Annotated in this window: 24 protein-coding genes; 14 read left to right on the forward strand and 10 right to left on the reverse strand. The window is 75.7% G+C overall.

The annotated features are described in order from the left end of the window. Window positions 1-5: 5 nt before the first annotated feature. On the reverse strand, window positions 6-1,235 hold the full coding sequence (locus tag ACFUVW_RS01730; protein WP_430569618.1) for a multidrug effflux MFS transporter: 1,230 nt from the start codon (window positions 1,233-1,235) through the stop codon (window positions 6-8). 92 nt (window positions 1,236-1,327) lie between these two features. Between ACFUVW_RS01730 and ACFUVW_RS01735 the strand changes: the two genes are divergently transcribed. Beyond that, the gene (locus ACFUVW_RS01735) at window positions 1,328-2,116 is read left to right on the forward strand and encodes an SOS response-associated peptidase (protein WP_430569619.1); all 789 of its coding nucleotides are present in this window, start codon (window positions 1,328-1,330) and stop codon (window positions 2,114-2,116) included. Window positions 2,117-2,122: 6 nt separating this feature from the next. Here ACFUVW_RS01735 and ACFUVW_RS01740 read toward each other — a convergent pair whose 3' ends face one another. Next, window positions 2,123-2,878 (reverse strand): SDR family NAD(P)-dependent oxidoreductase, encoded by a 756-nt coding sequence (locus ACFUVW_RS01740; protein WP_430569620.1) that lies wholly within the window; start codon window positions 2,876-2,878, stop codon window positions 2,123-2,125. A gap of 152 nt (window positions 2,879-3,030) precedes the next feature. Here ACFUVW_RS01740 and ACFUVW_RS01745 point away from each other — a divergent pair, with 152 nt between their 5' ends. Then, window positions 3,031-3,888: a helix-turn-helix transcriptional regulator gene (locus ACFUVW_RS01745; protein WP_430569621.1), complete on the forward strand. Its 858-nt coding sequence runs from the start codon at window positions 3,031-3,033 to the stop codon at window positions 3,886-3,888. A 13-nt stretch (window positions 3,889-3,901) separates the two neighbouring features. Here ACFUVW_RS01745 and ACFUVW_RS01750 read toward each other — a convergent pair whose 3' ends face one another. Both ACFUVW_RS01750 and ACFUVW_RS01755 read right to left on the reverse strand, forming a co-directional pair. Next, entirely contained in the window at window positions 3,902-4,963 is a 1,062-nt protein-coding gene (locus ACFUVW_RS01750) for an adenylate/guanylate cyclase domain-containing protein (protein WP_430569622.1), read from the reverse strand. Between the two features lie 13 nt (window positions 4,964-4,976). Then, window positions 4,977-5,882 carry a biotin--[acetyl-CoA-carboxylase] ligase gene (locus tag ACFUVW_RS01755; RefSeq protein WP_430569623.1) on the reverse strand — a complete coding sequence of 302 codons (906 nt, stop codon included), beginning with the start codon at window positions 5,880-5,882 and terminating at the stop codon, window positions 4,977-4,979. Between the two features lie 120 nt (window positions 5,883-6,002). Between ACFUVW_RS01755 and ACFUVW_RS01760 the strand changes: the two genes are divergently transcribed. The 4 genes from ACFUVW_RS01760 to ACFUVW_RS01775 are packed head-to-tail and all read left to right on the forward strand — an operon-like array spanning window position 6,003 to window position 9,063. Then, window positions 6,003-7,613, forward strand: a complete 1,611-nt coding sequence (locus ACFUVW_RS01760) for an acyl-CoA carboxylase subunit beta (RefSeq protein ID WP_430569624.1) — start codon at window positions 6,003-6,005, stop codon at window positions 7,611-7,613. Window positions 7,614-7,658: 45 nt separating this feature from the next. Then, window positions 7,659-8,255: a hypothetical protein gene (locus tag ACFUVW_RS01765; RefSeq protein WP_430569625.1), complete on the forward strand. Its 597-nt coding sequence runs from the start codon at window positions 7,659-7,661 to the stop codon at window positions 8,253-8,255. After that, window positions 8,252-8,494, forward strand: a complete 243-nt coding sequence (locus tag ACFUVW_RS01770; protein WP_430569626.1) for an acyl-CoA carboxylase epsilon subunit — start codon at window positions 8,252-8,254, stop codon at window positions 8,492-8,494. Before ACFUVW_RS01765 ends, ACFUVW_RS01770 begins: the two co-directional genes overlap by 4 nt. Then, complete coding sequence (locus ACFUVW_RS01775; RefSeq protein WP_430569627.1) at window positions 8,491-9,063, forward strand: hypothetical protein; 573 nt, start codon at window positions 8,491-8,493, stop codon at window positions 9,061-9,063. Before ACFUVW_RS01770 ends, ACFUVW_RS01775 begins: the two co-directional genes overlap by 4 nt. Window positions 9,064-9,067: 4 nt before the next feature. On the opposite strand, the gene ACFUVW_RS01780 is transcribed toward ACFUVW_RS01775, so the two are convergent. Beyond that, on the reverse strand, window positions 9,068-10,255 hold the full coding sequence (locus tag ACFUVW_RS01780; protein ID WP_430569628.1) for a glycerate kinase: 1,188 nt from the start codon (window positions 10,253-10,255) through the stop codon (window positions 9,068-9,070). Between the two features lie 71 nt (window positions 10,256-10,326). On the opposite strand from ACFUVW_RS01780, the gene ACFUVW_RS01785 reads away from it, so the two are divergent. From ACFUVW_RS01785 to ACFUVW_RS01800, 4 genes are all read left to right on the forward strand, one after another. Further along, window positions 10,327-12,069 carry a DUF885 domain-containing protein gene (locus ACFUVW_RS01785; protein WP_430569629.1) on the forward strand — a complete coding sequence of 581 codons (1,743 nt, stop codon included), beginning with the start codon at window positions 10,327-10,329 and terminating at the stop codon, window positions 12,067-12,069. Window positions 12,070-12,099: 30 nt separating this feature from the next. Further along, on the forward strand, window positions 12,100-13,026 hold the full coding sequence (locus ACFUVW_RS01790; protein ID WP_430569630.1) for an AEC family transporter: 927 nt from the start codon (window positions 12,100-12,102) through the stop codon (window positions 13,024-13,026). Window positions 13,027-13,043: 17 nt separating this feature from the next. After that, the gene (locus tag ACFUVW_RS01795) at window positions 13,044-13,721 is read left to right on the forward strand and encodes a Maf family protein (protein WP_430569631.1); all 678 of its coding nucleotides are present in this window, start codon (window positions 13,044-13,046) and stop codon (window positions 13,719-13,721) included. 186 nt (window positions 13,722-13,907) lie between these two features. Next, window positions 13,908-15,704, forward strand: a complete 1,797-nt coding sequence (locus tag ACFUVW_RS01800) for a biotin carboxylase N-terminal domain-containing protein (protein WP_430569632.1) — start codon at window positions 13,908-13,910, stop codon at window positions 15,702-15,704. A gap of 75 nt (window positions 15,705-15,779) precedes the next feature. Here the strand turns inward: ACFUVW_RS01800 and ACFUVW_RS01805 are convergent, their stop codons facing one another. After that, window positions 15,780-17,144, reverse strand: a complete 1,365-nt coding sequence (locus ACFUVW_RS01805) for an MFS transporter (protein WP_430569633.1) — start codon at window positions 17,142-17,144, stop codon at window positions 15,780-15,782. Window positions 17,145-17,173: 29 nt separating this feature from the next. Here ACFUVW_RS01805 and ACFUVW_RS01810 point away from each other — a divergent pair, with 29 nt between their 5' ends. Beyond that, entirely contained in the window at window positions 17,174-17,689 is a 516-nt protein-coding gene (locus ACFUVW_RS01810) for an NUDIX domain-containing protein (protein WP_430569634.1), read from the forward strand. 31 nt (window positions 17,690-17,720) lie between these two features. Beyond that, entirely contained in the window at window positions 17,721-18,911 is a 1,191-nt protein-coding gene (locus ACFUVW_RS01815) for an epoxide hydrolase (protein WP_430569635.1), read from the forward strand. 8 nt (window positions 18,912-18,919) lie between these two features. Here ACFUVW_RS01815 and ACFUVW_RS01820 read toward each other — a convergent pair whose 3' ends face one another. Further along, window positions 18,920-20,428, reverse strand: coding sequence for an NAD(P)H-quinone dehydrogenase (locus ACFUVW_RS01820; protein WP_430569636.1), 1,509 nt, complete (start codon window positions 20,426-20,428; stop codon window positions 18,920-18,922). Window positions 20,429-20,496: 68 nt separating this feature from the next. Here ACFUVW_RS01820 and ACFUVW_RS01825 point away from each other — a divergent pair, with 68 nt between their 5' ends. Both ACFUVW_RS01825 and ACFUVW_RS01830 read left to right on the forward strand, forming a co-directional pair. Then, window positions 20,497-21,348 (forward strand): purine-nucleoside phosphorylase, encoded by an 852-nt coding sequence (locus ACFUVW_RS01825; RefSeq protein ID WP_430569637.1) that lies wholly within the window; start codon window positions 20,497-20,499, stop codon window positions 21,346-21,348. A 28-nt stretch (window positions 21,349-21,376) separates the two neighbouring features. Then, on the forward strand, window positions 21,377-23,236 hold the full coding sequence (locus ACFUVW_RS01830) for a phospho-sugar mutase (RefSeq protein WP_430569638.1): 1,860 nt from the start codon (window positions 21,377-21,379) through the stop codon (window positions 23,234-23,236). A gap of 4 nt (window positions 23,237-23,240) precedes the next feature. Here ACFUVW_RS01830 and ACFUVW_RS01835 read toward each other — a convergent pair whose 3' ends face one another. The 3 genes from ACFUVW_RS01835 to ACFUVW_RS01845 all read right to left on the reverse strand — a co-directional run bounded on the left by ACFUVW_RS01835 (window position 23,241) and on the right by ACFUVW_RS01845 (window position 26,386). Further along, window positions 23,241-24,092: a siderophore-interacting protein gene (locus ACFUVW_RS01835; RefSeq protein ID WP_430569639.1), complete on the reverse strand. Its 852-nt coding sequence runs from the start codon at window positions 24,090-24,092 to the stop codon at window positions 23,241-23,243. 70 nt (window positions 24,093-24,162) lie between these two features. Then, entirely contained in the window at window positions 24,163-25,719 is a 1,557-nt protein-coding gene (locus tag ACFUVW_RS01840; protein WP_430569640.1) for a hypothetical protein, read from the reverse strand. 16 nt (window positions 25,720-25,735) lie between these two features. Continuing rightward, complete coding sequence (locus tag ACFUVW_RS01845; RefSeq protein WP_430569641.1) at window positions 25,736-26,386, reverse strand: ATP-binding cassette domain-containing protein; 651 nt, start codon at window positions 26,384-26,386, stop codon at window positions 25,736-25,738. Window positions 26,387-26,392: the final 6 nt, after the last annotated feature.

Genomic DNA, 26,392 nt, shown 5'->3' on the forward strand with positions numbered 1-26,392 from the left:
CCGACTCAGGCCAGCTTGACCCAGCCGTCGCGGCGGTAGGCCGGCGTCGCGAAGCCGAGCACGGCGAGCGCGCAGGCCAGCGCGGCGAGCATCACCCAGGACATCGCGACGGCGTCGCCGCCGAGCACGCCGACCAGCGGGGAGACGAGGCCGGCGACGCCGGACTGCACGGCGCCGATGACGGCGGCGGCGGTGCCGGCGCGCTCGCCGTGCCGGGACAGCGCGATGGCCGAGGCGTTGGCGGGGATGAGCCCCTGGAAGGCGAGCACGACCCACAGCACGGCGAGGAGGCCGATCAGCCCGCCGGCCCCGGTGAGGGCCACGACCAGCAGCCCGACCGCGACCACGCCCTGGATCGCGAGAGCGGCGCGCAGCAGCCGGATGGGCGCGACGCGACGCACGAGGGCCGCGTTCACCTGGGCGGACAGCACCAGGCCCAGCCCGTTGACGGCGAACAGCACGGAGAACTGGCTGTGGCTGAGGCCGTAGCCCTCCTGGAAGATGAACGGCGAGCCGACGACATAGCTCATCAGCACGGCCTGCCCGAGCCCCGGGATGACGGCGAGCGCCATGAACTGCTTGTCCCGGATCAGCGTGCGGTAGCCGGCGAAGACGCCGCGCGCGCCGCCGGTCTGCCGGCGCGCGGCGGGCAGCGTCTCCGGCATGAACCGCCACACGACCAGGCCCATCGCCACGCCCGCGAGCGCGAGGAACCCGAACACCCAGCGCCAGCCGGCCGCGGCGGCGACGGCGGAGCCGAAGGTCGGCGCCAGCATCGGCGCGACACCGATGACGAGCATCAGGCGGGACAGGATGCGCGCGGCCTCGGCGCCGACGAACCGGTCGCGCACGACCGCCATCGCCGCGACGCCGCAGGCGGCGTTGAAGAAGCCCTGCAGGAGGCGCAGGCCCACGAGGACCGTCATGTTCGGCGCGAACGCGCACAGGACCGACGTGACCACGTGCAGCGCCAGCCCCCACATGAGGGGCGCGCGCCGCCCGAAGCGGTCCGACAGCGGCCCGATGGTGAGCTGCCCCAGCGCGCCGCCGATGAGCATCACGGAGACGGACAGCTGCGCGAACGAGGCGGAGGAGCCCAGGTCGGCCGCCACCTCGGGCAGCGACGGCAGGTACATGTCGACGGTGAACGCCGGCAGCGCCGCGAGCGCCCCGAGCATGATGACCCAACGGTACGGAGAGCGGGCGCGCGGGAGTCTCGCGGAGTCGTCGGGCATGGCCCCGATCCTATCGAATCGTTACGACCGCGCCCAGGGGGAATCCGCCGGCCACGCGGACGGGTGTCGGTGGGATGCGTCACGATGGACCCATGTGCGGCCGCTACGCGTCCTTCCGTGACGCCCAGGACATCGCCGACGACCTCGCCGTCGCCGAGATCGCGGAGGACGCGCGCCTCCTGCCCCCGTCGTGGAACGTCGCGCCCACCGACCCCGTGCGCATCGTCGTCGAGCGCCCGCAGCGGCTCGAGGGCGGGCAGACCGGGGAGATCACCCGATCGCTGCGGCTGGCGCGCTGGGGGCTCGTGCCGTCGTGGGCCAAGGACCCGTCGATCGGCGCGCGCATGATCAACGCCCGCACCGAGACCCTGCTGGACAAGTCCGCGTTCGCGAAGCCCCTCGGCGTCCGACGCTGCCTGCTGCCGGCCGACGGCTACTACGAGTGGCGCAAGCTCGAGCTGCCGCCCGGCGCGCCCGCGAGGTCCAAGGTGCCCAAGCAGCCCTACTGGATACACCCGGACGACGGCGGCGTCGCGGCGCTCGCGGGTCTGTACGAGTTCTGGCGGGACCGCACCAAGGCGGACGACGACCCGGACCGCTGGCTGGTCTCCGCGACCGTGATCACCACGGCGGCGTCGCAGGACCTGGAGCGCATCCACGACCGCATGCCCGTGGTGCTGCCGCGCGCGTCGTGGGACGCCTGGCTCGACCCCGCCGTCGGTGCCGAGCAGGCGATGGGCATCGTCACGGGCCCGCAGGTCGGCATGGCCACGCGCCCCGTCGGCGACGCCGTGGGGTCGGTGCAGAACAACCGGCCCTCGCTCCTGGACGTCGACCCCGACCCGCGGGACCCGGACGTGGTCACCGCGGGCCGGGGATGACCACGCTCAGGCCCCGCCGGTCACCGCGACCTCCTGCCCGGTGATGCCGGTGTTCGCGGCCGACCCGAGATAGACGATCGCGTTCGCCACCTCGCGGGCCTCCAGGAGGCGGCCGAGGGCCGAGCGCCCGGCGTAGCCGTCGCCGAAGGCGTCGGTGATCATCCCGTTGCGCACGGTCCGGGTCAGCGCCGGCAGCACGACGTTCGAGAGGATGTCGCCGTCCTGGCCGAGCGCGAAGGCGACGGTGCGGCTGAAGCCGTGCAGCGCGGCCTTCGCCGTCGCGTAGTACTCCGTCCCCGCCTCCCCGTCGCGCACGAGGGTGGACGACAGGTGCACCAGCCTGCCCCAGCGCTGCTCGCGCATGGCCGGTGCCACCGCGCGCGTCAGCCGCACGGCGCCCTCGACGTTGCTGCGGACGACGTCCAGCCAGGCGGCGTCCGGCTGGTTCTCGAAGCCGCGCGGGCCGTCGGGGTCCGGAGGGCCCCACGTGACCGCGTTGTTGACGAGCACGTCGATGCGCCCGGTCCACGCGAGCACGGCGTCCCGCAGGCCGTCGGCGGCGCCGTCCTCGGTCTGGTCGTAGCGGACGACCAGCGCCCTCCCGCCGATCTCCTCGGCGACGCGGGCGGCGTCGTCCTTCGACTCGCGGTAGGTGACGACGACGTCGGCGCCCTCCGCGCCGAACTGGGCGGCGACGTGCCGCCCGATCCCACCGGACGCGCCCGTGACGACGACGGTGCGCCCCTGCAGTCCCAGGTCCATGCTGTGCTCCTCGATGCCGGTCGGTGCGTCGGTCACCGGGCGGTGCCCGACGCCCACCACCGTCGCCCGCCCGCCACGACGCGGGGAGGCCGCCGTGAGACTGGCCGCGCCAGGGCCACCCTGAGGTGACCGCGCGCACCTACGCTGGCCGCATGACCGACCGCGACCTCGGCTCGTTGCTGCGCGCGTACCGCGAGGACGTCCGCCCGCGGGACGTCGGCATGCCCGACGGCGGGCGCCGCCGGACCCCCGGCCTGCGCCGCGCGGAGCTCGCGGTGCTCGCCGGCGTGAGCGTCGAGTACCTGACCCGCCTGGAGCAGGGCCGCGACCGCCACCCGTCGCCCGCCGTGGTGGGCTCGCTCGCCGACGCGCTGCGGCTGGGCTACGACGAGCGGCGGGTGCTGCTGCTCGCCTCGAAGGACGCGCAGGGCACGGGCGTCTGCCTCGCCACGGTGCCCGACGAGGCCGTCCCGGCGGCGACGCGCGCCACCCTGGCCCGGCTCGCCCCGACCCCCGCCGTCCTGCTCGACCGCCTGGGCACCGTGATGGACAGCACGCCCGCCTACCGGGCGCTCCTCGCCCCGACCGGGCTCTTCGACCACGACCGGCCCCGCCTCGCGCCCGTGGTCCTCGGGGACCCGCGCGCCCGCGACGTCTTCCCCGACTGGGACGCCGTCGCCGACCGCGTGGTGGCCGACCTGCAGCGCGAGTCCGTGCCGTCCGACCCCGCGCTCGCGGAGCTGGCGGACGCCCTCACCGTGCTGGCCGGTGCCGCGTTCACGGAGCGGTGGGTGCGCCCCGTCGCGGACCGCGGGCGGGCAGCCGTCCTGCGCATGGTGCACCCGACCGCCGGCGCGCTCCGGGTCGAGCCGCAGGTGCTCGCGCCGCGCGGTGGCGACCATCTGCGCATCGAGCTGCTGCTCCCGGCGGACCCGGCGACCGACCGGGCGCTCGACGACCTGGCCGCGGGCGACCGGACGTTGCGCGTGGTGCGCGGCGACGCCTCCTGACGGGAGGGACGGGTCAGGCGCCGGTGTACGCGCGCTGCAGCCGCACCGGCGTGATCTCGCCGATGCCCTGCACCTCCTGCGGCGGCTGCGCGGTCAGGGCGTAGCGGGACGACGACGCGAGCAGGGACGCCGTGTGCGGGTCCACCAGCACGGTGGCCGGCTCGGCGAGCTCGGTGATGCGGGAGGCGAGGTTGACGTCGGAGCCGAACACGTCGCCGAACCGCGACAGCACCCGCCCCCACACGAACCCGACGCGCACGGGGATCTCCGGGTCGGTGGCGTGCGGGGCCGCAAGGCCGAGCGCCACCTCGGCGCCCGTGGTCACGTCGTCGGCCACGAACAGCACCGCGTCGCCGATCGTCTTGACCACGCGGCCGCCCGCCTCGGTGATCACGTCGCGCGCCCGGGACTCGAAGAGCTGCACGAACTCCGACAGCTCCTGCGACCCGAGGCCGGCGGTGCGCTTGGTGAACGACACGATGTCCGCGAAGCCGACGGCGCGCGGCAGCGGCAGCTCGTCGTCGTGCGCCTCCTGCGTGCCGCGGCGCGCTCCCCCGAACTCGGTGGCCAGCCGCCCCGTGAGCGCGGCGAGCTGGCGGCGCCAGGCGTGCTCGAGCTGCCGGGAGAGCTGGGAGGTGAGGTCCGGCATGCGGTCGATGGCGGCGAGCCGCGCGCTCACGTCGTCCAGGTCGTCGCGGCGGCTGAGGTGCTCGACGAACGCCTCCACCTGCCACAGCGCCAGCCGGTCCGTGGTGTGCCCGAGGGAGCGGATGAGCGTCATCTGGGCCTGCTCGTCCAGCCGCTCGGCGTGCACCAGCTCGCCGATCTCGCGCAGCGCCTGCATGTCCGCGTCCGTGAACCCCACCTCGGTGGGGTGCGTGACGGGCAGCCCCAGCCAGCGCCAGTAGTTCTCGATGAACTCCTGCGACAGCCCGGTGCCCTCCACGAGGTCCGACAGCGTGTACCGGCGCGGGCCGCCGAGGATCGCCTCGTCCAGCCTGGCCGCGGTGTTCCCCGCCCGCCGGGCGTCGTCGTCCGTCGGCAGACCTGGTCCCGTCGTGGTGTCGCTCGTCACGCCCCCACTGTAGTCAGCGCGGGCTGTGCCCCGGCTGGGAGCGGCGCAGGTGGTGCACGTCGCCGGCGGTGACGACCCGCTCTCCCGCGTCGGTCCCCAGCACCAGGCCGCCGTCGGCGTCGATCCGCAGCGCCTCGCCCGCCACGACGTCGGCGCCGCCGGCCAGCTCGGCCCGCACCGGGTGACCGAGCGTGGCCGACCGGGCCGTGTACTCGGCCGCGAGCCCCGCCCCGGCGGCGTCGCCCCCCGCGGCCTCCAGCCGGGCGACGGCGTCCGCGAGCTCGCGCAGGAGCGTCCCGAGCAGGGCGCCGCGGTCGGCCCGCACCCCCGCGAGCGCCAGCGACGTCGCGGTCGGCACGGGCAGCTCGGCGGCGGACTGGTCCACGTTCAGCCCGACGCCGACGACGACCCCCGGTGCGTCGGCGCCCGGCGGGCCGGCGGCCGGCACCACCTCGGCCAGCACGCCCGCCACCTTGCGGAACGGCCCGAGCCCGGCCGCGTCGGCGGCGGCCGGCAGCAGCACGTCGTTGGGCCACTTCACCGCGGCGCCTGGTACCCCGGCGGCGTCGACCGCGCGCGCGACGGCGAGGCCGGCGAGCAGCGGCAGCCAGCCCAGCCGGTCGGGCGCGAGCCGCGGGCGGAGCAGCACGGAGACGGTGAGCGCGGCGCGCGGCGGCGTCTCCCAGGCCCGGCCCGCACGTCCTCGTCCGGCGACCTGGTGCTCGGCGACCAGGGCCGCGGGCGCGGGCCACTCCTCCGGTGCCCGCCGCACCGCGTCGACCAGGTCGGCGTTCGTGGACCCGGAGACGTCGACGACGTCGAGGCGGGCGAGAGGGCCGGCCGGCGCGAGCAGGCCCCGGCGCAGGGTGGGGAGGTCGAGGGCGGCCCGGCGAGGCGCGGGGGGAGGGTCGTGGCTCACGCCCCGATCGTGCCGCATCCATTCCCCGCCGGCCCTTTGTGGGGTCCCTCCAAAGAATCCGGGCGGGCCGCAGCCTGTCGCGCATCGATGCGTGGCAACCCACCAACTAGGGTCGGTCGGGTGAACGACGCCACCACCGCAGCCGTCCCGGCGACCACCGGCACCGCCGCCAAGCTCGCCGACCTCGAGCGCCGCCGGGCCGAGGCCGTGACCGACGCCGAGGAGAAGGCGAAGGCGCGCCAGCACCCGCGCGGCAAGAAGACGGCCCGCGAGCGCATCGAGGCGCTGCTGGACGAGGGCAGCTTCGTCGAGCTCGACGCCCTGGCCATGCACCGCAGCCGCAACTTCGGGCTGGACAAGCGGCGCGTCGCGGGCGACGGCGTCGTGACCGGGCACGGGACGATCGACGGTCGCCAGGTGTGCGTGTTCAGCCAGGACTTCACCGTCTTCGGCGGCTCCCTCGGCGAGGTGCACGGCGAGAAGATCGCCAAGGTCCAGGACCTCGCGCTGCGCACGGGCGTGCCGATCATCGGCATCTCGGACGGCGGCGGCGCGCGCATCCAGGAGGGCGTGGCCGCGCTCACCCAGTTCGCGGAGATGTTCCGGCGCAACGTCGCGGCCTCCGGCGTGATCCCGCAGATCTCGCTCATCCTCGGCCCCAGCGCGGGCGGCGCCGTCTACTCCCCCGCCCTGACCGACTTCATCGTCATGGCGGACGGCACGTCCAACATGTTCATCACCGGCCCGGACGTGATCCGCACCGTGACCGGCGAGGACGTCGACTTCGAGACCCTGGGCGGCGGGCGCACGCACAACGCGACGTCGGGCGTGGCGCACTACCTGGGCGCGGACGAGGACGACGCCATCGACTACGTGCGACACCTGGTGGGCTACCTGCCGCAGAACAACCTCGGCGACGCGCCGTCGTTCCCGCCCGAGGACGAGACGCCGCTGGAGGTCACCGAGGACGACGAGGCCCTCGACGTCATCGTCCCCGACAGCGACAACCAGCCCTACGACATGCGGGCCGTCGTGGAGGCCGTCCTCGACCCGGAGTCCTTCCTCGAGGTGCAGCCGCTGTTCGCGCAGAACGTGCTGATCGGCTTCGGCCACGTGGAGGGGCAGTCGGTGGGCATCATCGCCAACCAGCCGCTGTCCATGGCGGGCACCCTCGACATCGACGCCGCGGAGAAGGCGGCGCGGTTCGTGCGCACGTGCGACGCGTTCAACCTGCCCGTGCTGACCTTCGTCGACGTGCCCGGCTTCCTGCCCGGCGTCGGGCAGGAGCACCAGGGCATCATCCGCCGCGGCGCCAAGCTCATCTACGCGTACGCCGAGGCCACCGTGCCGCTGGTCACCGTCATCACGCGCAAGGCGTACGGCGGCGCGTACATCGTCATGGGTTCCAAGCAGCTCGGCGCGGACGTCAACCTCGCGTGGCCGACGGCGCAGGTCGCGGTCATGGGCGCGTCGGGGGCGGTGAACATCCTGCAGCGCTCGGCGCTCAAGGAGGTCGCGGAGTCCGGCGGCGACGTCGAGGCGGAGCGCCAGCGCCTCACCGACGAGTACACCGAGGCGATCGTCAACCCGTGGGACGCGGCCGAGCGCGGCTACGTGGACGCGGTCATCCGCCCGTCGGAGACGCGCGTCCAGGTCGTGCGCGCGCTGCGCGCCCTGCGCACCAAGCGCGCCAGCCTGCCGCCCAAGAAGCACGGCAACATCCCCCTGTGACACCGTCGGTGGTTGAGCACCGTCGAAACCGGGAAGAATGAGCAGATGAGCCACGAGGACGCCACGCACGGACCCGCCCCGCTGGGGTCGGTCGACCCCGAGCCGATGCACCGCGCCGTCGACGCGCTGGCGGCCGCGCTGCACGAGTACGTCCAGACCGCGGTCGGCGTCCGCGCCGAGTTCGGCGCCTCCGAGGCGGACGAGGACCCGCGGGTGCTCGCGCTGGAGAGCCGGGTGGGCACCCTCAACGCCGCCGTCTTCGACGCGCTGCACGACGGCCTGGGCATGCACCCCGACCTCACGAGCTCGGTGTGGGAGGGCGACGACGAGGAGCCCGAGGACGCGCACGACGCCCCGGAGGGCGCCGTGCCGGCCGAGGTGTTCTACCTCGGCTTCGTCGTGGCCGACCCGGCGCCCGGCTCGCCCGGCACCCTGGACGGCGTCGTCGAGCTGCTGGACGAGGCCGGCGGCGACGTCGCGCAGCGCCTGTTCGACGGCGGCTACGAGGTCGCGGAGTGGGCGACGTCGCGCGGTGCGGCGGTGGAGTTCGGCGACGACGACCTCGACGACGAGCTGGACGACGATCTCGACGACGATCTCGACGGCGGCGACGGCGACGACCCGCTCGGGGGTGCGCGATGAGCGACGAGGTGCGCGTGGTGCGCGGGCGGCCCGACGACGTCGAGGTCGCCGCGCTGGTCGCCGGGCTCGCGGCGGTCGCGTCGGCGAGCGGCCTGCCCGACGACGAGGCCCCCGTCGAGGAGTGGACCAACCGCGCCCGCACGGTGCGCGGCAACGGCGCCGGGGTGACCGCGAAGAGCTTCGGCGGTCGCTGGGGCCGCCACAACGCCGACGCGTGGCGCTGGAGCCTGCACTCGTGAGCGTCGTCTGGCAGCAGGTCGAGGGCCCCGACGACGTCGACGCGCCGCTGGCGGAGCTGCCCGCTCCCCCGCGCCCGGGCTGGCTGCGGCGGTGGCTGTGGGCGCCCGCCCTGGTGGTGACCGCGGGCCTCTACGTGCTGCGACGCACGATCGAGGACCCGTCGGGCGAGCTCGAGCTCTGGCTGTTCATGGGCATGCTCGCCGGCCTCATGGTCACCGCCGTCGCCGCCCTGGTCCGCTACCGGGACGACCAGCGCCGGGCCACGGAGGGCCGCGACGCCGCCGCGTTCGGCACCGACGCGCGGTCGGCCACGGGGTCGGTGTCGGTGAACGAGCGCCGCACGGCCTCCGGCCTCCTGCTCAGCGGCGTGGTGTCCTACCCCACGGACGACGGCACCGCCGACCGAGCCTTCTCGCACCTGGTACGCCGCGACGAGGAGGAGCAGCACCCGCCGCCGCGCGACGGCGATCCGGTCGCCGTCTGGTGGTCCCCGGGCACCGAGACGGTCGTGGTGCGGTACCACCGCGACTGGGCCGACGCGGTCCGGCGCCGCACCCGCAGGAGCTGACGCCTCAGCGCGACGCGCGGCCCGCCGCGAACAGCCGGCACGCGTGCGCGGCGGTGCGCTCCAGCTCCATCACGGCGTCGCGGGAGAGCTCCGCGAGCGTGCGCGGCCCCGGCGCGAGGGAGAACGCTGCGGCAATCCCGGCGTCCGCGACCTGGGCCGGCGCGAGCTCCACGCCGCCCGCCACCACGACGACCGCCGCGCGCCCCGCCACCAGCCGCACCACGGTGTCCACGACCTTGCCGTGCAGCGACTGCTCGTCCAGGCGGCCCTCCCCGGTGAGCACGAGGTCGGCGCCCTCGAGCGCCGCGGCCAGGCCCACCGCCTCGGCGACCAGCTCCCCGCCGGGCAGCAGCTCGGCGCCGAGCGCGGCGGACAGGCCCACCGGCAGCCCGCCGGACGCCCCCGCGCCGGGGACGTCGCGGGCGTCGTGACCGGTCGCGACGGCGAGCGCGTCGGCGAGGTGCGCGAGCCCGTCGTCGAGCACCGCCACGTCCTGCGGCGTCGCACCCTTCTGCGGCCCGAAGACGGCGGCCGCGCCGCGCGGCCCGAGCAGCGGGTTGTCGACGTCGCACGCGATGCGCCACCGCAGGGCGCGGGCGCGAGGGTCGAGACCGTCCAGGTCGATCCGGGCGAGCGAGCGCAGACCACCGCCGCCGGGCGCCACCGCCGCCCCGTCCGCGTCGAGCAGGGCCGCGCCGAGCGCCTCGAGCACGCCCGCGCCGCCGTCGGTCGTGGCGGACCCGCCGACGAACAGCACGACCTCCTCGGCCCGCGGGGCGGCCTCGAGGGCGGCGAGCACCACGGTGCCGACGCCGTGGCTCGTCGCGTCCAACGGGCGCAGCGCGACGTCCGACACCTTGGGCAGGCCGTACGCCTCCGCGGCCTCGACCGCGAGGGTGCGGCCGTCGGGCGAGACTCCGTAGCGTGCCGTGGTCGGGCGGCCCAGCGCGTCGGTCGTGGCGCACGACCGTGGCTCCTCGCCCCACGCCCCGAGGATCGCGTCGAGCGTGCCCTCGCCGCCGTCCGCGAACGGCACGGCGCGCACGTCGGCGTCGGGGCCCAGCGCTGCGCGGGCGCCGGCCGCGAGCGCCCCGGCCACCTGCGTCGCGGTGGCGCTGCCCTTGAACGAGTCGGGAGCGACCACGACGCGGAGCGGCGGGTGGGCGGTGGCGGCATTCACGTCTTCGTGCACGGGCACAGACCGTACCCGGCCGGCCGGAAAGACGGCGCGGCGTCTCGGGGCGGGTCGATAGGGTGCGTGCTGTGACCTCGAGCACCCTCACCCCGCCCCGCACCCCTTCCGCGGTCGACGCCGTCGCCGACGCCTACGTCGCCCGGTCCGCCGGGCTCGACCCGCTGCTCGCCACCGCGATCGGCCTGCCGGGTCACGACCACCGCATGACCGACCTGTCCCCCGCCGGGCACGAGGCGCGGGCCGAGTCCGACCGCGCCGTGCTGCGCGAGCTGGACGCGGCGGAGCGCGACGGCGGACCGCTCGACGACGTCGACCGCGTCACCCTGGCCGCGATGCGCGAGCGCGTGGGGCTGGCGCTCGAGCTGCACGACGCGGGCGAGCCGCTGGCGAGCCTCAACAACATCGAGTCGCCGGTGCAGCAGCTGCGCGACGTCTTCGACGTCATGCCCGCGGGCACCGTCGAGGCGTGGGAGAACGTCGCGGCGCGCCTCAACGCCGTGCCCGACGCGATCGAGGGGTACGTCGCGTCGCTCACCGAGGCGGCGCGGCGCGGCCAGGTCGCCGCGATCCGGCAGGTGCGCGAGGGCGTGTCCCAGTCGCGTGAGCTGGCCGGCCTCGACGGGCACGAGTCGTTCTTCGACGGCCTCGTGCGCAGCGACGACGCCGCGGCCGTCCTGGACGAGTCGTCCGCGTGCAGCCTGGTGCGCGCCGAGCTGGAGCGCGGCGCGGCCGCCGCCCGCGGGGCCTACGCCCGCCTCGCCGAGTTCCTCGAGCGCGACCTCGCGCCGCAGGCGCCGGAGCGCGACGCGGTGGGCCGCGACCGCTACGCGCTCTTCTCCCGCGAGTTCCTCGGCGCCGAGGTCGACCTCGACGAGACGTACGAGTGGGGCCTGGACGAGCTCGCCCGCATCGTGGCCGAGCAGGAGGCCGTGGCCCGGCAGATCGCCGGCCCAGGCGCGAGCGTCGAGGACGCCGTCGCGGCCCTGGACGCCGACCCGGCGCGCACCCTGCACGGCACGGACGCGCTGCGGCGCTGGATGCAGGAGACCGCGGACGCGGCGATCGAGGACCTCGCCGGCACGCACTTCGACATCGAGGGCCCGGTGCGCACCATCGAGTGCCGCATCGCGCCGACCCAGACGGGCGGGATCTACTACACGCCCCCGAGCGACGACTTCTCCCGGCCCGGCCGCATGTGGTGGTCCGTGCCCGCCGACGTCACCGAGTTCAACACCTGGCGCGAGAAGACGACCGTCTATCACGAGGGCGTGCCGGGCCACCACCTGCAGTGCGCGGCCGCCGTCGTCGCGCGCGACACCCTCAACTCGTGGCGCCGCCTGATGTGCTGGGTCTCCGGGCACGGCGAGGGCTGGGCCCTGTACGCCGAGCGACTCATGGCCGACCTGGGCCACCTCGACGACCCGGGCGACCGGTTCGGCATGCTCGATGCGCAGCGCATGCGCGCCGCCCGCGTGGTGCTCGACATCGGCGTGCACCTCGGCAAGCCCGCGCCCGAGCAGTGGGGCGGCGGGGTGTGGGACGCGGAGAAGGCGTGGCCGTTCCTCAAGGCGAACGTCAACATGCCGGAGTCGTTCGTGCGCTTCGAGCTCAACCGCTACCTGGGCTGGCCCGGGCAGGCGCCGTCGTACAAGGTGGGCCAGCGGCTGTGGGAGCAGGCGCGCGACGACGCCCGGACGGCGGCGCAGGCGCGGGGCGAGGAGTTCGACCTGCGGGCGTTCCACGCCCGCGCGCTGAGCCTCGGCTCGGTCGGCCTGGACGTGCTGACCGGCGCCCTGCAAGACGCCCGCTGACGCGGCGCACCGGCTCGCTCCCCGCCCCGCATGGAAGGCATCCTCACCGGCTTCGCGATCATCGGCGTGGTCATCGCCGTCGGGTACGTCGCGGCGCGCCTGCGCCTCGGCGGGCCCGACGCCCGGACGGCGCTCAACCGCATCGGGTTCTTCGTCGCCAGCCCCGCGCTGCTGTTCACGGTCATCGCGGGCGCCGACGTCGGCGAGCTCTTCCAGGCGCCGCTCCTGGTGCAGGCGATCGCCGCGGTGTCCGTGGCGGCGGTGTTCGTCGTCGTCAACCTGCTGTGGCTGAGGCGGCCCGCCGCCGAGGCGACGATCGGCGCCGTCTCGGCCGGCTACGTGAACGCGAACAACATCGGCCTGCCCGTGGCCGTGTACGTGCTGGGCGACCCGGCCGCCGTCGTGCCGGTGATCCTGCTGCAGCTGCTGATCCTCGCGCCCGTGACGCTGCTGGTGCTGGACGCCCAGACGTCCGGGCGGGTGTCGGTGCGGTTCGTGCTCGCCCAGCCGGTGCGCAACCCGATCATCCTGGGCTCGCTCGCGGGCGCCGTCGTCTCGCTGACCGGGTGGAGCGTCCCGGCCCCGGTGCTCGCGCCGCTGGAGATCCTCGGCGGCGCGGCCGTGCCGATGATCCTGCTCGCGTTCGGGATGTCGCTGCACGGGTCGCGCCCGTTCCAGCAGCCCGGCGGGCGGACGGCGGTCGTCGTGGCCTCGGTGCTCAAGGCGGCGGTCATGCCCGCGGTCGCGTTCGTCCTCGCCCGGTACGCGTTCGGGCTGGACGCCGCGCAGGTCGCCACGGCGGTGACGCTCGCCGCGCTGCCCGTGGCGCAGAACGTGTACAACTACGCGGCGCGCTTCCGTGCGGGCGAGCTGCTCGCGCGCGACACGATCCTGGTCACGACGGTCGCGTCCCCGGTCGTCCTGCTGGTGTCGTCGTTGCTGCTGCACACCGGCTGACTGGTTAGGGTGCGCACGTGCCTGCCTCCACCGCGCCCGTGCGCCTCGTCCTCGCCTCCCGGTCCCCCGCCCGCCTGGCCACCCTGGCGGCAGCCGGCGTCACGCCGCGGGTCGTCGTCTCCGACGTCGACGAGCCCGCCGTGCTCGACGCGGCGCGCGCCGGGTTCGGCGGCGACCTCGACCCCGCCGACGCCGTCCTCGTGCTGGCCCAGGCCAAGGCGGAGGAGGTCAGCTCCCGCCTCGCGGACGACGACGAGGACGGGGCGTCCGCGCTCGTGCTCGGCTGCGACTCGATGCTCGAGCTGGACGGCACGATCGTCGGCAAGCCCGCCGACGCCGACGAGGCCCGCAGCCGCTGGCGCGCGATGCGCGGCCGGTCCGGGGTGCTGCACACGGGCCACTGGCTCGTGGACGCCCGCGACCCCGAGGACGGCGGCACGGGCGGCACGCTCGGCGCGTCGTCGTCGACCACCGTGCACTTCGCGGACATCGACGACGACGAGATCGACGCGTACGTCGCGTCCGACGAGCCGCTGCACGTCGCGGGCGCGTTCACGATCGACGGCCTCGGCGGCCCGTACGTGGACCGGATCGAGGGCGACCACCACGGCGTCGTCGGCCTGAGCCTGCCGCTGCTGCGGGAGCTGCTCGGCGAGCTGGAGATCCCCTGGCGCTCGCTGCGCGACCCTCGCTGAGCGACGCCCTCGTCGCCGGACGCACTGTCGAAACCACCAACGGCGAGCGCGCCGGACACCCCCTCACCGCCGGGTCCATGTGGGATCCCTCCAAACGGCCCGGATCGTCGTTGGCACCCGGCACAGACTTCGGCGCGGGGGTCCCACGGGTGCCGGAGGACGGCGGCGCACGCGTTACCGTGAGCCGTGCCCACCATCAGCAAGGTCCTCGTCGCGAACCGCGGCGAGATCGCCGTCCGCATCGCCCGTGCCTGCACCGACGCCGGGATCGCCTCGGTCGCCGTCTACGCCGACCCCGACCGGGACGCGCTGCACGTGCGGCTCGCCGACGAGGCGTTCGCGCTGCAGGGCCAGCGCGCCGCCGACACCTACCTCGACATCGAGAAGCTGCTCGACGTCGCGCGCCGCTCCGGCGCTGACGCGGTGCACCCCGGCTACGGCTTCCTGTCGGAGAACGCGCAGTTCGCGCAGGCCGTGCTCGACGCCGGCCTCGTGTGGATCGGCCCGCCGCCCGCGGCCATCGAGTCCCTCGGCGACAAGGTCAGCGCGCGGCACATCGCGCAGGCCGCGGGCGCCCCGCTGGTGCCGGGCACCGCCGACCCGGTGCAGGGCGCGGACGAGGTGCACGCCTTCGCCGCCGAGCACGGCCTGCCCATCGCCATCAAGGCGGCGTTCGGCGGCGGCGGCCGCGGCCTCAAGGTCGCCCGCACCACCGACGAGATCGACGAGCTGTACGAGTCCGCGGTGCGCGAGGCGGTCGCCGCGTTCGGGCGCGGCGAGTGCTTCGTCGAGCGCTACCTCGACCGGCCGCGGCACGTCGAGACGCAGTGCCTGGCCGACACGCACGGGAACGTCGTGGTGGTCTCCACCCGCGACTGCTCGCTGCAGCGCCGCCACCAGAAGCTGGTCGAGGAGGCGCCCGCGCCGTTCCTCACCCCGGAGCAGGAGGCCGAGCTCGACCGCGCGTCGCGGGCCATCCTCGCCGAGGCCGGCTACGTGGGTGCCGGCACCTGCGAGTTCCTCGTCGGCACCGACGGCACGCTGTCGTTCCTCGAGGTCAACACGCGCCTGCAGGTGGAGCACCCGGTCACCGAGGAGGTCACCGGCATCGACCTGGTGCGCGAGCAGCTGCGCATCGCCGCCGGCGAGCCGCTGGGCTACGCCTCCACCACGCCGCGCGGCCACTCCTTCGAGTTCCGCATCAACGGCGAGGACCCGGCCGCGGGCTTCCTGCCCTCCCCCGGCACCGTCTCCACGCTGCGCTGGCCGTCGGGCCCGGGCGTGCGCGTCGACACCGGCGTCGTCGAGGGCGACACCGTCTCGGGCGCCTTCGACTCGATGATCGCCAAGCTCATCGTCACCGGCGCCACCCGCGAGCAGGCGGCCCAGCGCGCCCGCCGCGCGCTGCGCGAGCTCGAGGTCGGCGGCATCCCCACCGTGGTGCCGTTCCACCGCGCCGTGATGGAGGCGGAGGACTTCGTCCCCACCTCGGAGGACGCCTCGGCGTTCCGCGTGCACACCCGCTGGATCGAGACGGACTTCGCGGACGAGCTCGGCAAGCTCGCTCCGGCCGCGCCGGCGCCGGTGCCCGACGCCGAGGAGTCCCCCGAGGAGCTCGCGGAGCGCGTCGTCGTCGAGGTCGGCGGACGCCGCCTCGAGGTCGTGCTGCCCGCCGGGCTCGGCGTGGCCGCCGGCCGCGCGCGTCGCGCGAACGCCGCCCGCCGTCCCGCCCGCCGCGGCAACGGCCGCTCGTCCTCCGCGGCGAGCGGCGCGACCCTCGCGTCGCCCATGCAGGGCACCATCGTCAAGGTCGCGGTCGAGGACGGCGCCCAGGTGGCCGAGGGCGACCTCGTCGTCGTGCTCGAGGCCATGAAGATGGAGCAGCCGCTGCTGGCGCACAAGGCCGGCACCGTGCGGTCGCTGTCCGCCGCCCCCGGCGACGGCGTCACCGCCGGCGCCGCCATCTGCGAGATCGTCGACTGACCCCGTCATGCATCGAGCGTGCTGAATTGATCCTCAAACCCGTGGTTTGAGGATCAGTTCAGCACGCTCGATTCCTCAGGCGTCGACGGGCGCGTCGTCGAGTTCGGGTGCCACCGGCCGGGCGATGGCACCGAGCGAGCGTCGGGCTGACGGGACGGACAGGACGGCCGCCACGAAGGCGACGAGCAGCGCGCCGGCGACGACGAGCAGCACCTGCACGGAGAACCGGTCGGCGAGCGGGCCGAACACGACCATGCTCAGCGGCATCGCGACGGTCATGACGATGCCGACGAAGCCGAACACGCGGCCCTGCACCTCGGGCTCCACCGTCTCCTGGAGGATGGCCATGCTGGGGGCGGACATCAACGTGAACGTGACGCCGACGAACAGGCCGAGCACGTAGAACACCCACAGGTTGGTCGACAGGCCCAGCCCGAGCGTGAACACCCCCGCCCCGAGGGTGGCGAGCACGATCAGCGCGACGCGGTTCTTCACCCGGGTGCCGAGCACCGCCATCGCGAGGCCGCCCGCGAGCATCCCCACGGCCCAGAACACCTCGTTGGTCGTGAGCTTCCAGACCTCGTCGCCGAAGGTGCGGGTCACCATGAGCGGCGTGAGGTAGGACGGCGCCCCGATGAGCACCATGGTCGTGGCGAAGATCGTCATCAGCCACTTCACGGCGCCGTGCCCGCGGATGTACCGCACGCCCGCGGCCAGGTCGCCGAAGTAGCTGGGCTTGCCCGGGGCCGCGCCGCCCGCGGGGGCGGCGTCGTCGTGCCGGACCAGGCGCGGCACGGCGACCAGCAGCAGCATCCCGATCCCGAGCACCGCCGTGACGACGTCCACGAAGAACACCGCGACGATGTCGAAGCTCGCGTAGATCGCGGCGGCGACCACGGGGGCCAGCAGCATCATCCCGGACTGGATGGACTGGTTGATCCCGTTGATGCGGATGAGCTGGGTCGCTGGCACGATCTGCGGGACCATCGCGTTGACCGCGGGCGTCTGGATCCCGGCGAACGTGGAGCGGACGGCGAGCGCCACGTAGATCAGCCACAGGTCGTCGACGCCGGACAGCATGAGGAGCGCCAGGGCGAGCGTGATCGTCGCGATGGCGCTGTCCGCACCGATGATCAGCAGCTTGCGGGAGTGCCGGTCGGCCCACACCCCGCCGAAGATCGACATGAAGGCCTGCGGCAGCATGCCGAACACGATGCTGAGCATCAGCACCGATCCGGACTGCGTGACGATCGTCAGGTGCCACATCACCGCGAACTGCACGAGCATCGACCCGAGCAGCGAGATGGTCTGGCCCGTGAGGAAGATCGCGACGTTCCGCTTCCAGCCGGGCATCTCGTCGTGGGTGTCAGGTGTCTCGGCGTCCATGGTGGTGGAGGACGGTGCGGGGTCGGGGAACTCATCGGTGCCGTGCGCGCTCACGGTGGCATCGTCGCCTGTAGCCTGACCGCGTGCCCAGCCCATTTCCCCCGCGCGAGACCCTCCACCGGCACCCCGGGGACGGCTGGGTGGCCTGTGGCGACCACCGGCACTGGGGCCTCTACGGCGCGGCGGGGCTGCTGCTCGCCCGCCGCGGCCCGGGCGCCCCGGGCGCGCTCGGCCCGGTGACCGACGTCGTGCTGCAGCACCGCGCGGTGTGGTCGGACCAGGGCGGCACCTGGGGCGTGCCCGGCGGTGCGCTCGCCCCCGGCGAGTCGCCGGTCGACGGCGCGCTGCGCGAGACCCTCGAGGAGGCGGCCGTCGAGCCGCGCGCGGTGCACGTGCTCGGCACGCACGTCCTCGACCACGGCCCGTGGGCCTACACCACCGTCCTCGCCGACGTCGCCCCGGGCGCCCGCGTGATGCCCGAGGCGGCCGACCCGGAGAGCCTCGAGGTGCGGTGGGTCGCCGTCGACGACGTGCCCTCCCTGCCCCTGCTGCCCGCGTTCGCCGCGGCCTGGCCCACGCTGCGGGCGCGCCTCGGCTAGCGTGGCGGGTCCCCGACGACGAGGAGGACCCGTGTCCCGCCCCACGAGCGACGTCACCCCGGACGACGTCGAGCCGTTCGAGGCCCGCGCGACGGACGCCGAGCTCGACGACCTGCGGGCCCGTCTGGCCGCCGCGCGGCTGCCGGAGCCTGAGACCGTCGACCGCGCCGCGCGCGGGGCGCGGCGCTGGGACCAGGGTGTCCCGCTCGCCGACCTCGTCGACCTGGTGGACCACTGGCGCACCGCGTACGACTGGCGGCGCTTCGAGGAGCGCCTCGACGAGATCGGCCAGTTCCGCGCGACGATCGACGGGCTGGGCATCCACTTCCTGCACCGCCGGTCCCCGCGCGCCGACGCCGTCCCGCTCGTGATGACGCACGGCTGGCCGGGCAGCGTGGCGGAGTTCGTCGACGTCGTCGACGAGCTGGCCGACCCCCCGAGCCCGGACGCGCCGGCGTTCCACGTCGTGGCCCCGTCGCTCCCGGGCTTCGGCCACAGCGACCGGCCGGCCACCACCGGGTGGGGCACGGAGCGGATCGCGGCCGCCTGGGTGGAGCTGATGGGCAGGCTCGGGTACCGCCGGTTCCTGGCCCACGGCGGCGACTGGGGAGGCAACGTCACCACCGTGCTGGCCGGACGCTTCCCCGAGCACGTGCTCGGCATCCACACGACGTTCGCGGACGCCCCGCCGGGCCTGCCCACGGACGCGCTCACGGAGACCGAGCGCCGCTGGGCCGCCCAGACCCGCGACTTCTACGCGGGCCCGCGCGGGGCGTACGCGAAGCAGCAGGCGGCCCGTCCGCAGACCATCGGGTACGCGCTCGTGGACTCGCCCGTGGCGCTGCTGGCGTGGATCCTCGACAAGTTCGCCGAGTGGTCGGACACCGACGACAGCCCCTTCGAGACCCTCTCGCGCGACCGCGTGCTCGACGACGTCACGCTGTACTGGCTGACGCGGACCGGAGCGTCGGCGGCCCGCATCTACCACGAGAGCCACGCCGCCATGGATCCCGACCTGCGCGTCGACGTGCCCGCCGCGATCACCATGTACCCCCGCGACATCGAGAAGTGTCCGCGCCCCTGGGCGCAGGAGCGCTACCGCCGGATCGTCCGCTGGCACGAGCCCGACCGCGGCGGGCACTTCCCCTCGCTGGAGGTCCCCGACGTCTACGTCGCCGACCTGCGGGCGGGCCTCGCCACGGTGCTCGCCGCCGGCGGGTGAGCGCGCCGTCAGCCGGCCAGGTCCTCCCCCGACTGCCCGTGCAGCACGCGGGCCGCCTCCGCGACGGACCCGGACAGCGACGGGTAGACCGTGAAGGAGTCCGCGACGTCGTCGACGGTGAGCCGGTGCGCGACGGCGAGCGTGATCGGGAAGATCAGCTCGCTGGCGCGCGGGGCCACGACGACGCCGCCGAGCACGACGCCGGCGTCCGGGTGGGCGAAGAGCTTGACGAAGCCGTCGCGCATGCCGAGCATCTTGGCGCGCGGGTTGCGGGCCAGCGGCAGCGTCGTCGTGACGTACCGGTAGCCGCGCTCGCGGAGCGTCGACTCGCTGAGGCCGACAGTCGCGATCTCGGGGGCGGTGAAGATGTTCGCGGCGACGCGGCCCGGCTTGAGCGGTGCGACGGCGTCGCCCAGGGCGTGCGACATCGCGATGCGGCCCTGCATGGCGGCGACGGACGCGAGCGGCAGCACGCCGGTGCAGTCGCCCGCGGCGTAGACCCCGGGCACGGAGGTGCGCGAGACGCGGTCCACCTCGACGTGCCCGCTCGCCGACAGGCGCACGCCCGCCTCCTCGAGGCCGATGCCCGCGGTGGACGGCACCCCGCCCACGGCGATGAGCACGTGGGAGCCCTCGACGACGCGGCCGTCGACCAGGGTCACGGCGACCCCGTCCGCGGTGCGCACGGCGGACGCGGCACGCGAGCGCGACATGACGGTCATGCCGCGGGCGCGGAAGACGCCCTCGAGCAGCTCGGCGGCGTCCATGTCCTCGCCGGGCAGCACCCGGTCGCGGGAGGAGACGAGCACGACCTGCGAGCCGAGGGCCTGGTACGCGCCCGCGAACTCGGCACCGGTGACGCCGGACCCGACCACGATGAGCTTCTCGGGCATCTCCTTGAGGCCGTAGAGCTGGGTCCAGGTGAGGATGCGCTCCCCGTCGGGGACGGCGGTGGGCAGGGTGCGCGGGGTGGCGCCGACCGCGAGCAGCACGGTGTCGGCGTCGAGCTCGGTGGTGCCCGAGCCGGTGCCTACGACGACGCGCGACGGGCCGTCGAGCCGGCCCTCGCCGACGACGATCTCGACGCCCTCGCGCTCGAGGCGGGAGTGGATGTCGCGCGACTGCGCGTCGGCGAGGGCGAGCACCCGCGCGTTCACGGCCTCGAGGTCGACCAGGTCGCGGCGCTCGCCCGCCGGGGCCTCCCCGCGGACGCCGAGCTCGGGGCCCTGCTCGGCCGTGGTGAACCACTCCGCGGTGGCGATGAGGGTCTTGGAGGGCACGACGTCGGTGAGCACGGCGGCGCCGCCGAGGCCGTGGCGCTCGACGACGGTGACGCGGGCGCCGAGGCGGCGAGCGACGAGGGCGGCCTCGTAGCCGCCCGGGCCGCCGCCGACGACGACGACGTGCGGAGTGCGGGGGTCGGTCTCCGGCACGCCCGGGGTGGGGGCGACCGACGAGGCCGGGACGGCGGGGGCAGTGTCCGGGGAAGGGGTGTTCACGGTGGGCACGGGGGCCATTGTGTCAGCCCGCCGGCGCGCCTGTGCCGGCGCGGCGACGGGCCCCGGCCCGGACTACCCTCAGGACCATGAGCACCACGAGCCGCACCGTCGGGGACCTCGACGACCCGACCACCGACCCGTTCGACGTCGCCCGCGCCGCGGCCGACCACATCGCCGAGGCGACCGGGGTCCCCGGGCACGACGTCGCCCTCGTGCTGGGGTCCGGGTGGGGCGGGGCCGCGGAGCTCGTCGGCGACGTCGTCGCGGAGATCCCGACGCACGAGATCCCCGGGTTCGCCAAGCCGTCCGTCGCCGGCCACGCGGCGACGACCCGCTCGATCCGGGTGGAGCGGCCCGACGGCGCGGTGCGGCACGCGCTCGTCATCGGCGGCCGCACGCACCTGTACGAGGGCAAGGGGGTGCGGCGGGTCGCGCACGGCGTGCGCACCGCGGCGGCCACCGGCTGCGAGACCGTCGTGCTGACCAACGGCTGCGGCGGCCTGCACATCGCGTGGCGGCCGGGCCAGCCGGTGCTCATCCGCGACCACCTCAACCTCACGGCGGCGTCCCCCCTCGAGGGCGCCACGTTCGTCGACCTCACCGACCTGTACTCGGCCCGCCTCCGCAAGATCGCCCAGGGCGTGGACCCGGAGCTGCCCGAGGGCGTGTACGCGCAGTTCCACGGGCCGCACTACGAGACGCCGGCCGAGGTCAAGATGGCCGGGATCATGGGCGCGGACCTGGTCGGCATGTCGACCACGCTCGAGGCCATCGCCGCCCGGCACGCCGGCATGGAGGTGCTCGGCATCTCCCTGGTGACCAACCTTGCCGCGGGCATCAGCCCGCAGCCCCTGTCGCACGAGGAGGTGCTGGAGGCCGGCCAGGCCGCCGGCCCGCGCATCAGCGAGCTCCTCGCCCGTATCGTCACCGCCCTGTGAGCCGAGCACCGCAACGAGGAGGTCAGCGATGAGCTCAGGAACGAGCCTGGACACGGACGACCCGGCGTACGAGCCGTCCGCGACGGCGACCGCCCTGCCCATGCTGCTCGACGCGGTGGAGCGCTGGATCCGCTACGACGTCGACGACGACGACAAGGCCGAGCTGGCCCGCCTCGCCCAGCAGACGTCGTCCGAGCGCCCGAGCACCCGCGAGCACGCCGTCGCGCTGCTGCGCGACCGGTTCGCGGGCTCGCTCCAGTTCGGCACCGCGGGGCTGCGCGGCGCGATGGCGCCAGGCCCGAACCGGATGAACCGCGCGGTCGTCACGACGGCGGCGTCCGGCCTCGGCACGTACCTCACGTCGGTGCTGGGCCGGGGCGTGGCGGCGCGGGTGGTGGTCGGGTACGACGCCCGCGACCGGTCGTCGACGTTCGCCACCGACACGGCCGCGGTGCTCACCGCCGCCGGCCACGAGGTGCTGCTCCTGCCCTCGGCCCTGCCCACGCCGGTGCTGGCGTTCGCGGTGCGACACCTCGACGCCGACGCGGGCGTCATGGTCACCGCGAGCCACAACCCGGCGCAGGACAACGGCTACAAGGTGTACCTGGGCGGCCGCGTCGTCACCGACGCCGGCCAGGGTGCGCAGATCGTGCCGCCCCACGACGCCCGCATCGCCGAGGCCATCGCCGCCGCGGGGCCGCCGTCGGGCGTCCCGCGGGTGGGGACCGGCTGGCGGGTCCTCGGGCGCGAGGTGGTCGACGCGTACGTCGCGTCGGTGCACGACCTGGCCGAGCGGGCCGGCACGTCCACCGGACCGGCGGAGCGGGCGGCGCTGCGCGTCGTCACGACGTCGCTGCACGGCGTCGGCGGCCGCGTGCTCGCCCGGGTGCTGGCCGACGCGGGCTTCACGCGCGTGATGCCGGTCGAGGAGCAGCTCGACCCCGACCCCGCGTTCCCGACGGTCCGCTTCCCCAACCCGGAGGAGCCCGGCGCGATCGACATGGCGGTCGCCCTCGCGGAGGCCCACGCGGACGTGGTGATCGCCAACGACCCCGACGCCGACCGGTGCGCGGTCGCCGTCTACGACCCGAGCCACGGCACGCACCAGGGCGCGGAGACCGCCCGCTCGCACGGCTGGCGGATGCTGCACGGCGACGAGGTCGGCGCCCTGCTCGGGCGGGAGGCGGTGCGCCGCATCGCGCGCGGCGAGGTCCCCGCGCCGGACGGCTCCGGCGTGGGCCCGGTCGTGGCGTCCTCGGTGGTGTCGTCGCGGGTGCTGTCCTCGATCGCGGTCCGCTACGGCGTGGGGCACTCGACCACCCTCACGGGCTTCAAGTGGATCTCCCGCACGCCCGGGCTCGTGTTCGGGTACGAGGAGGCGCTGGGCTACTGCGTGGACCCGGCGCACGTGCGCGACAAGGACGGGCTCAGCACCGCGGTGCTCGTGGCCCTGCTCGCCGCGCGGGAGAAGGCCGCCGGGCGCACGCTCGTGGACGCGCTCGACGACGTCGCGCGCGAGAACGGCCTGTTCGTCACCGACCAGCTCTCCGTCCGGTTCGACGACCTGGACCGCATCTCCGACACGATGGCGAGGCTGCGCACGGCGCCGCCGCGCACGCTCGCGGGGGCCGGGGTCGCCCAGATGCTCGACCTGTCCGACGGCGTCGACGGCCTGCCGCCCACGGACGGCGTCGTGCTGCTCGGCGCCGAAGACACGCGCGTCGTCGTGCGGCCCAGCGGCACCGAGCCGAAGGTGAAGTGCTACCTGGAGGTCGTGGAGCCCGTCGCCCCGGACGCGTCGGCGATCGACATCGGGAGGCTGCGCGTCGCGGCGCACAAGAAGCTCGACCGGATCAAGGCGGACCTCCGGACGGCCCTGGGGCTCTGAGCCGTCAGCCGACCGCTCCACCGACCATGGCGGCGTCGTCCCGCTCGACGGCGGCCTTCCACTCGCCCTTGCGAGCGCGCCAGTCCTCGTCGTCGCTGCCGCGGCGCCAGTAGCCCGACGCCGACAGCAGCTCGCGCGGCACGCCGAGCTCGGTGCGGACCCAGCGGCGCAGGTCGCGCACCATGCCCGCCTCGCCGTGCAGGAAGACGTGCGGCGCGCCCGCCGGGAGGTCCCCGGCGGCGTGCGCGGCGCGCACGGTGCCGGCGAGGCCGGCCACGTCGCCGGCGCCGCGGTGCACCCAGGTGAGGGTGAGGTCGGCGGCGCTCTCCAGCGGCTGCTCGTCCTCCGGGCCGGGCACCTCGATCACGGCGTGCGCGACGGCGCCCGACGGGAGCGCCTCGAGGGCCGCCGCGATCGCGGGCAGCGCGGCGTCGTCGCCGACGAGCAGGTGCCACGGCGCCTCCGGGTCGGGCGCGTAGCCGGCGCCCGGGCCGAGGAACGTCACCTGCTCCCCCGGCTGCACCCGCACCGCCCACGGCCCGCCGACGCCCTCGTCCCCGTGCACGACGATGTCGAGGTCCCACTCTGCCTCTCCCGAGGCCGCGACGGCGGCGTCGCGCCGCGCGCGCACCGTGTAGGCGCGCAGCAGGGGGCGCCCGTCCGCCAGCTCGCCGAGCACCAGCTTCACGTAGGTGTCCGTGTGACCCGTGGGGTCGATCGCCGCGAGCTCGGGACCGGCGATCGTGACCCGCACCAGGTGCGGGGTGACCCGTCGGACGGCCGTGACGGTCGCGTGCCGAGGGGTGCGCTTGCGGGCGGGCGGGCCGGCGGGGGCCTGGGGCTGCGTGTCAGACATGGTGAGGCGAGCCTAACTTCCCGGTGCGCCGTCGCCGCCTGTGAGGTCGGTCACCCCACCCTCGAGGGCCTCACGCCCGTGCGAACCGGCGCACCCCGGCGCCGGCGAGCGCGACCGCGAGCCCGAGCAGCAGGGCTGCGGACCCCGCACCCGGTCCCGCGCGGTGCAGGAGCCACGTCGCCCCGGCCACCACGAGCCACCCCCGCAGGTACCACGCGCCCAGCACGAGCATCGACATGTCGCCGTTCGGCGTCATCATCGGCGTGAAGAGGCCCGGGGGTGCCGCTGTCGCACCCGCCACCCAGACCCGCGCGGCGAGCGCCAGCACCACGACGAGGACGACGGCCACCGCGGTCCCGGCAGGGGCACCGGCGACACCCGCGGCCGCGGCGAGCAGACCGGCCACGGCGGGCACGACCGCGTGGCCGGCGACGGCACGCCCGGCCGTGCCGGGCAGGAGCGTGCCCGGCTGCGGCTGGGCGGCGAAGGCGTGCAGGCCGTCGGACCAGGTGCGCGCCGCCGCGTACAGCGCCAGCGCCCCGGCGACGGTCAGGACGGCGGGCCCGCCGTCGGTCCCCCACCGCACGACGAACGCGCCGAGGGCTCCCGTCCCGAGCGTGGCGGCGGCCGCGGCGGGCCGGCGCCGCAGGCCCAGCAGGTCCCGTGCGACCAGGGGCGCCGGGCGCAGCAGCGGCCGCGGGAGACTCGCCCGGCGCCCGCGGTAGGTGCGGGGCCCGAGCACGTCGGCCGTCGCCCCGGAGTCGCCGCCCACCAGGCCGCGCCCGGCCGTCACCGTGCGGGACTGGCCGGCGGAGGCCGCGTCCACGTCGAGCTCGTCCGGCAGCACCCGCACGACCAGCCACGCCGACGCCAACCCGACCGCGGCGACCAGCGCGACTCCCGCCACGACACCGACCCGTGCCCCCGGTGACGACGCCGGGGCGAGGACGGGCAGCGCCGCGGGCGTCAGCGCGCCCAGGGCCGCGACCGCCCCGAGGGTCAGCAGGAGCAGGGTGACGCCGACCGCGGCGCGCCGTCGTCCCGGCGCCTGCGCCGCGGCCCCGACGGCCAGGGGCACCTGGGCCAGCAGCGCGGCGGCGCCGCCGGCGCCGAGCAGCACCGCGGGGCGCGCGCCGGCCGTCGCCCCGCCCGCCAGCCCTGCCGCGGCCCCCGTGGCGACGAAGACGCCGAGCCCCGCAGCGCCGAGGGTGAGCAGCAGCGCGCGGCGCCGGAGCACGTCGCGGGGGCGGAACTGGCCGGACAGGGCGAAGGCCGTCTCCGCGGGGCTCGTCCACAGCGGGCCTCCCGCCCGGGCCGCGGCCAGCCCGGCCAGGCAGGCGACGCCGAGCGCCAGCGCCGTCCCGGCGACCAGCGTCGCCGCCCGCCCCTGCGCCGCGTCGGGCACCGGCACCGCGCTCACCGCCTGGGCGAGGGCGCTCCACAGGATCGGGCCGTACACGAGCCCGAGGAGCACCACCCCGTACCCGAGGTACACGCGGTCGTGCGGGTCCCCGCCGGTCTCCGCGGCGCGCACGAGGAGCGTCCGGCGCCGCAGCGACGCGACCCATCGCCGCCAGCGCGGGTAGGGCACGCGGGCGCCGTCGTCGACGTGCGTCGTCACGCTCACGACGCGCTTGCCCCGCTCATCGAGGACCCGGCGCCGCGAGCTCGACCTCCCGACCCCGCCGGGCGAGGTCGGCGCGCAGCTCGGGGTCGTGCGTCGCCACGAGCAGCGCCCGGCCGGCGTCCAGCGCGCCGGCGACGAGGCGCCGCGCCACCGCCCGCCAGCGCGCGTCGAGCCGCTGCTCCGGCTCGTCGAGCAGCACGAGCCGGGCGGGCCGGTAGAGCGTCGTCGCGAGGGCGAACATCTGACCCTCCCCGGACGACAGCTCGCCGGGGAGCTGGTCGCGCACCCGGTCGAGCTCGGCCGCCGCGAGCGCCGTCTCGACGTCCGGCCCGGGATGGCGCCCCGCCCACGCCGACGCCACGAGGCGGAGGTGCTCGGCGACGGTGAGGTCGGGGTACGCGGACAGGCCGCCCAGCAGCAGCGCGACGTCCTCCCGCCGCCGCAGACGCGCCTGCCCGGCGGGCAGGCCGAGCACCCGCACGTCGCCGAAGGTCGGTTCGTCCTTGCCCGCCACCAGGCGCAGCAACGTCGACTTGCCGCTGCCGTTCGGCCCCACGACGGCGGCCGCCTCGCCCGGTCCCAGCGTCAGCGTCGTCGGCGCGAGGACCTGGACCGTGCCGTGCGTGCGGGTGGCCGCGCGGACGTCGACGAGCGGCTCGCCGGCCACCCCGGC

Source organism: Isoptericola sp. NPDC057391, from assembly GCF_042668085.1.
Taxonomy (GTDB): Bacteria; Actinomycetota; Actinomycetes; order Actinomycetales; family Cellulomonadaceae; genus Isoptericola.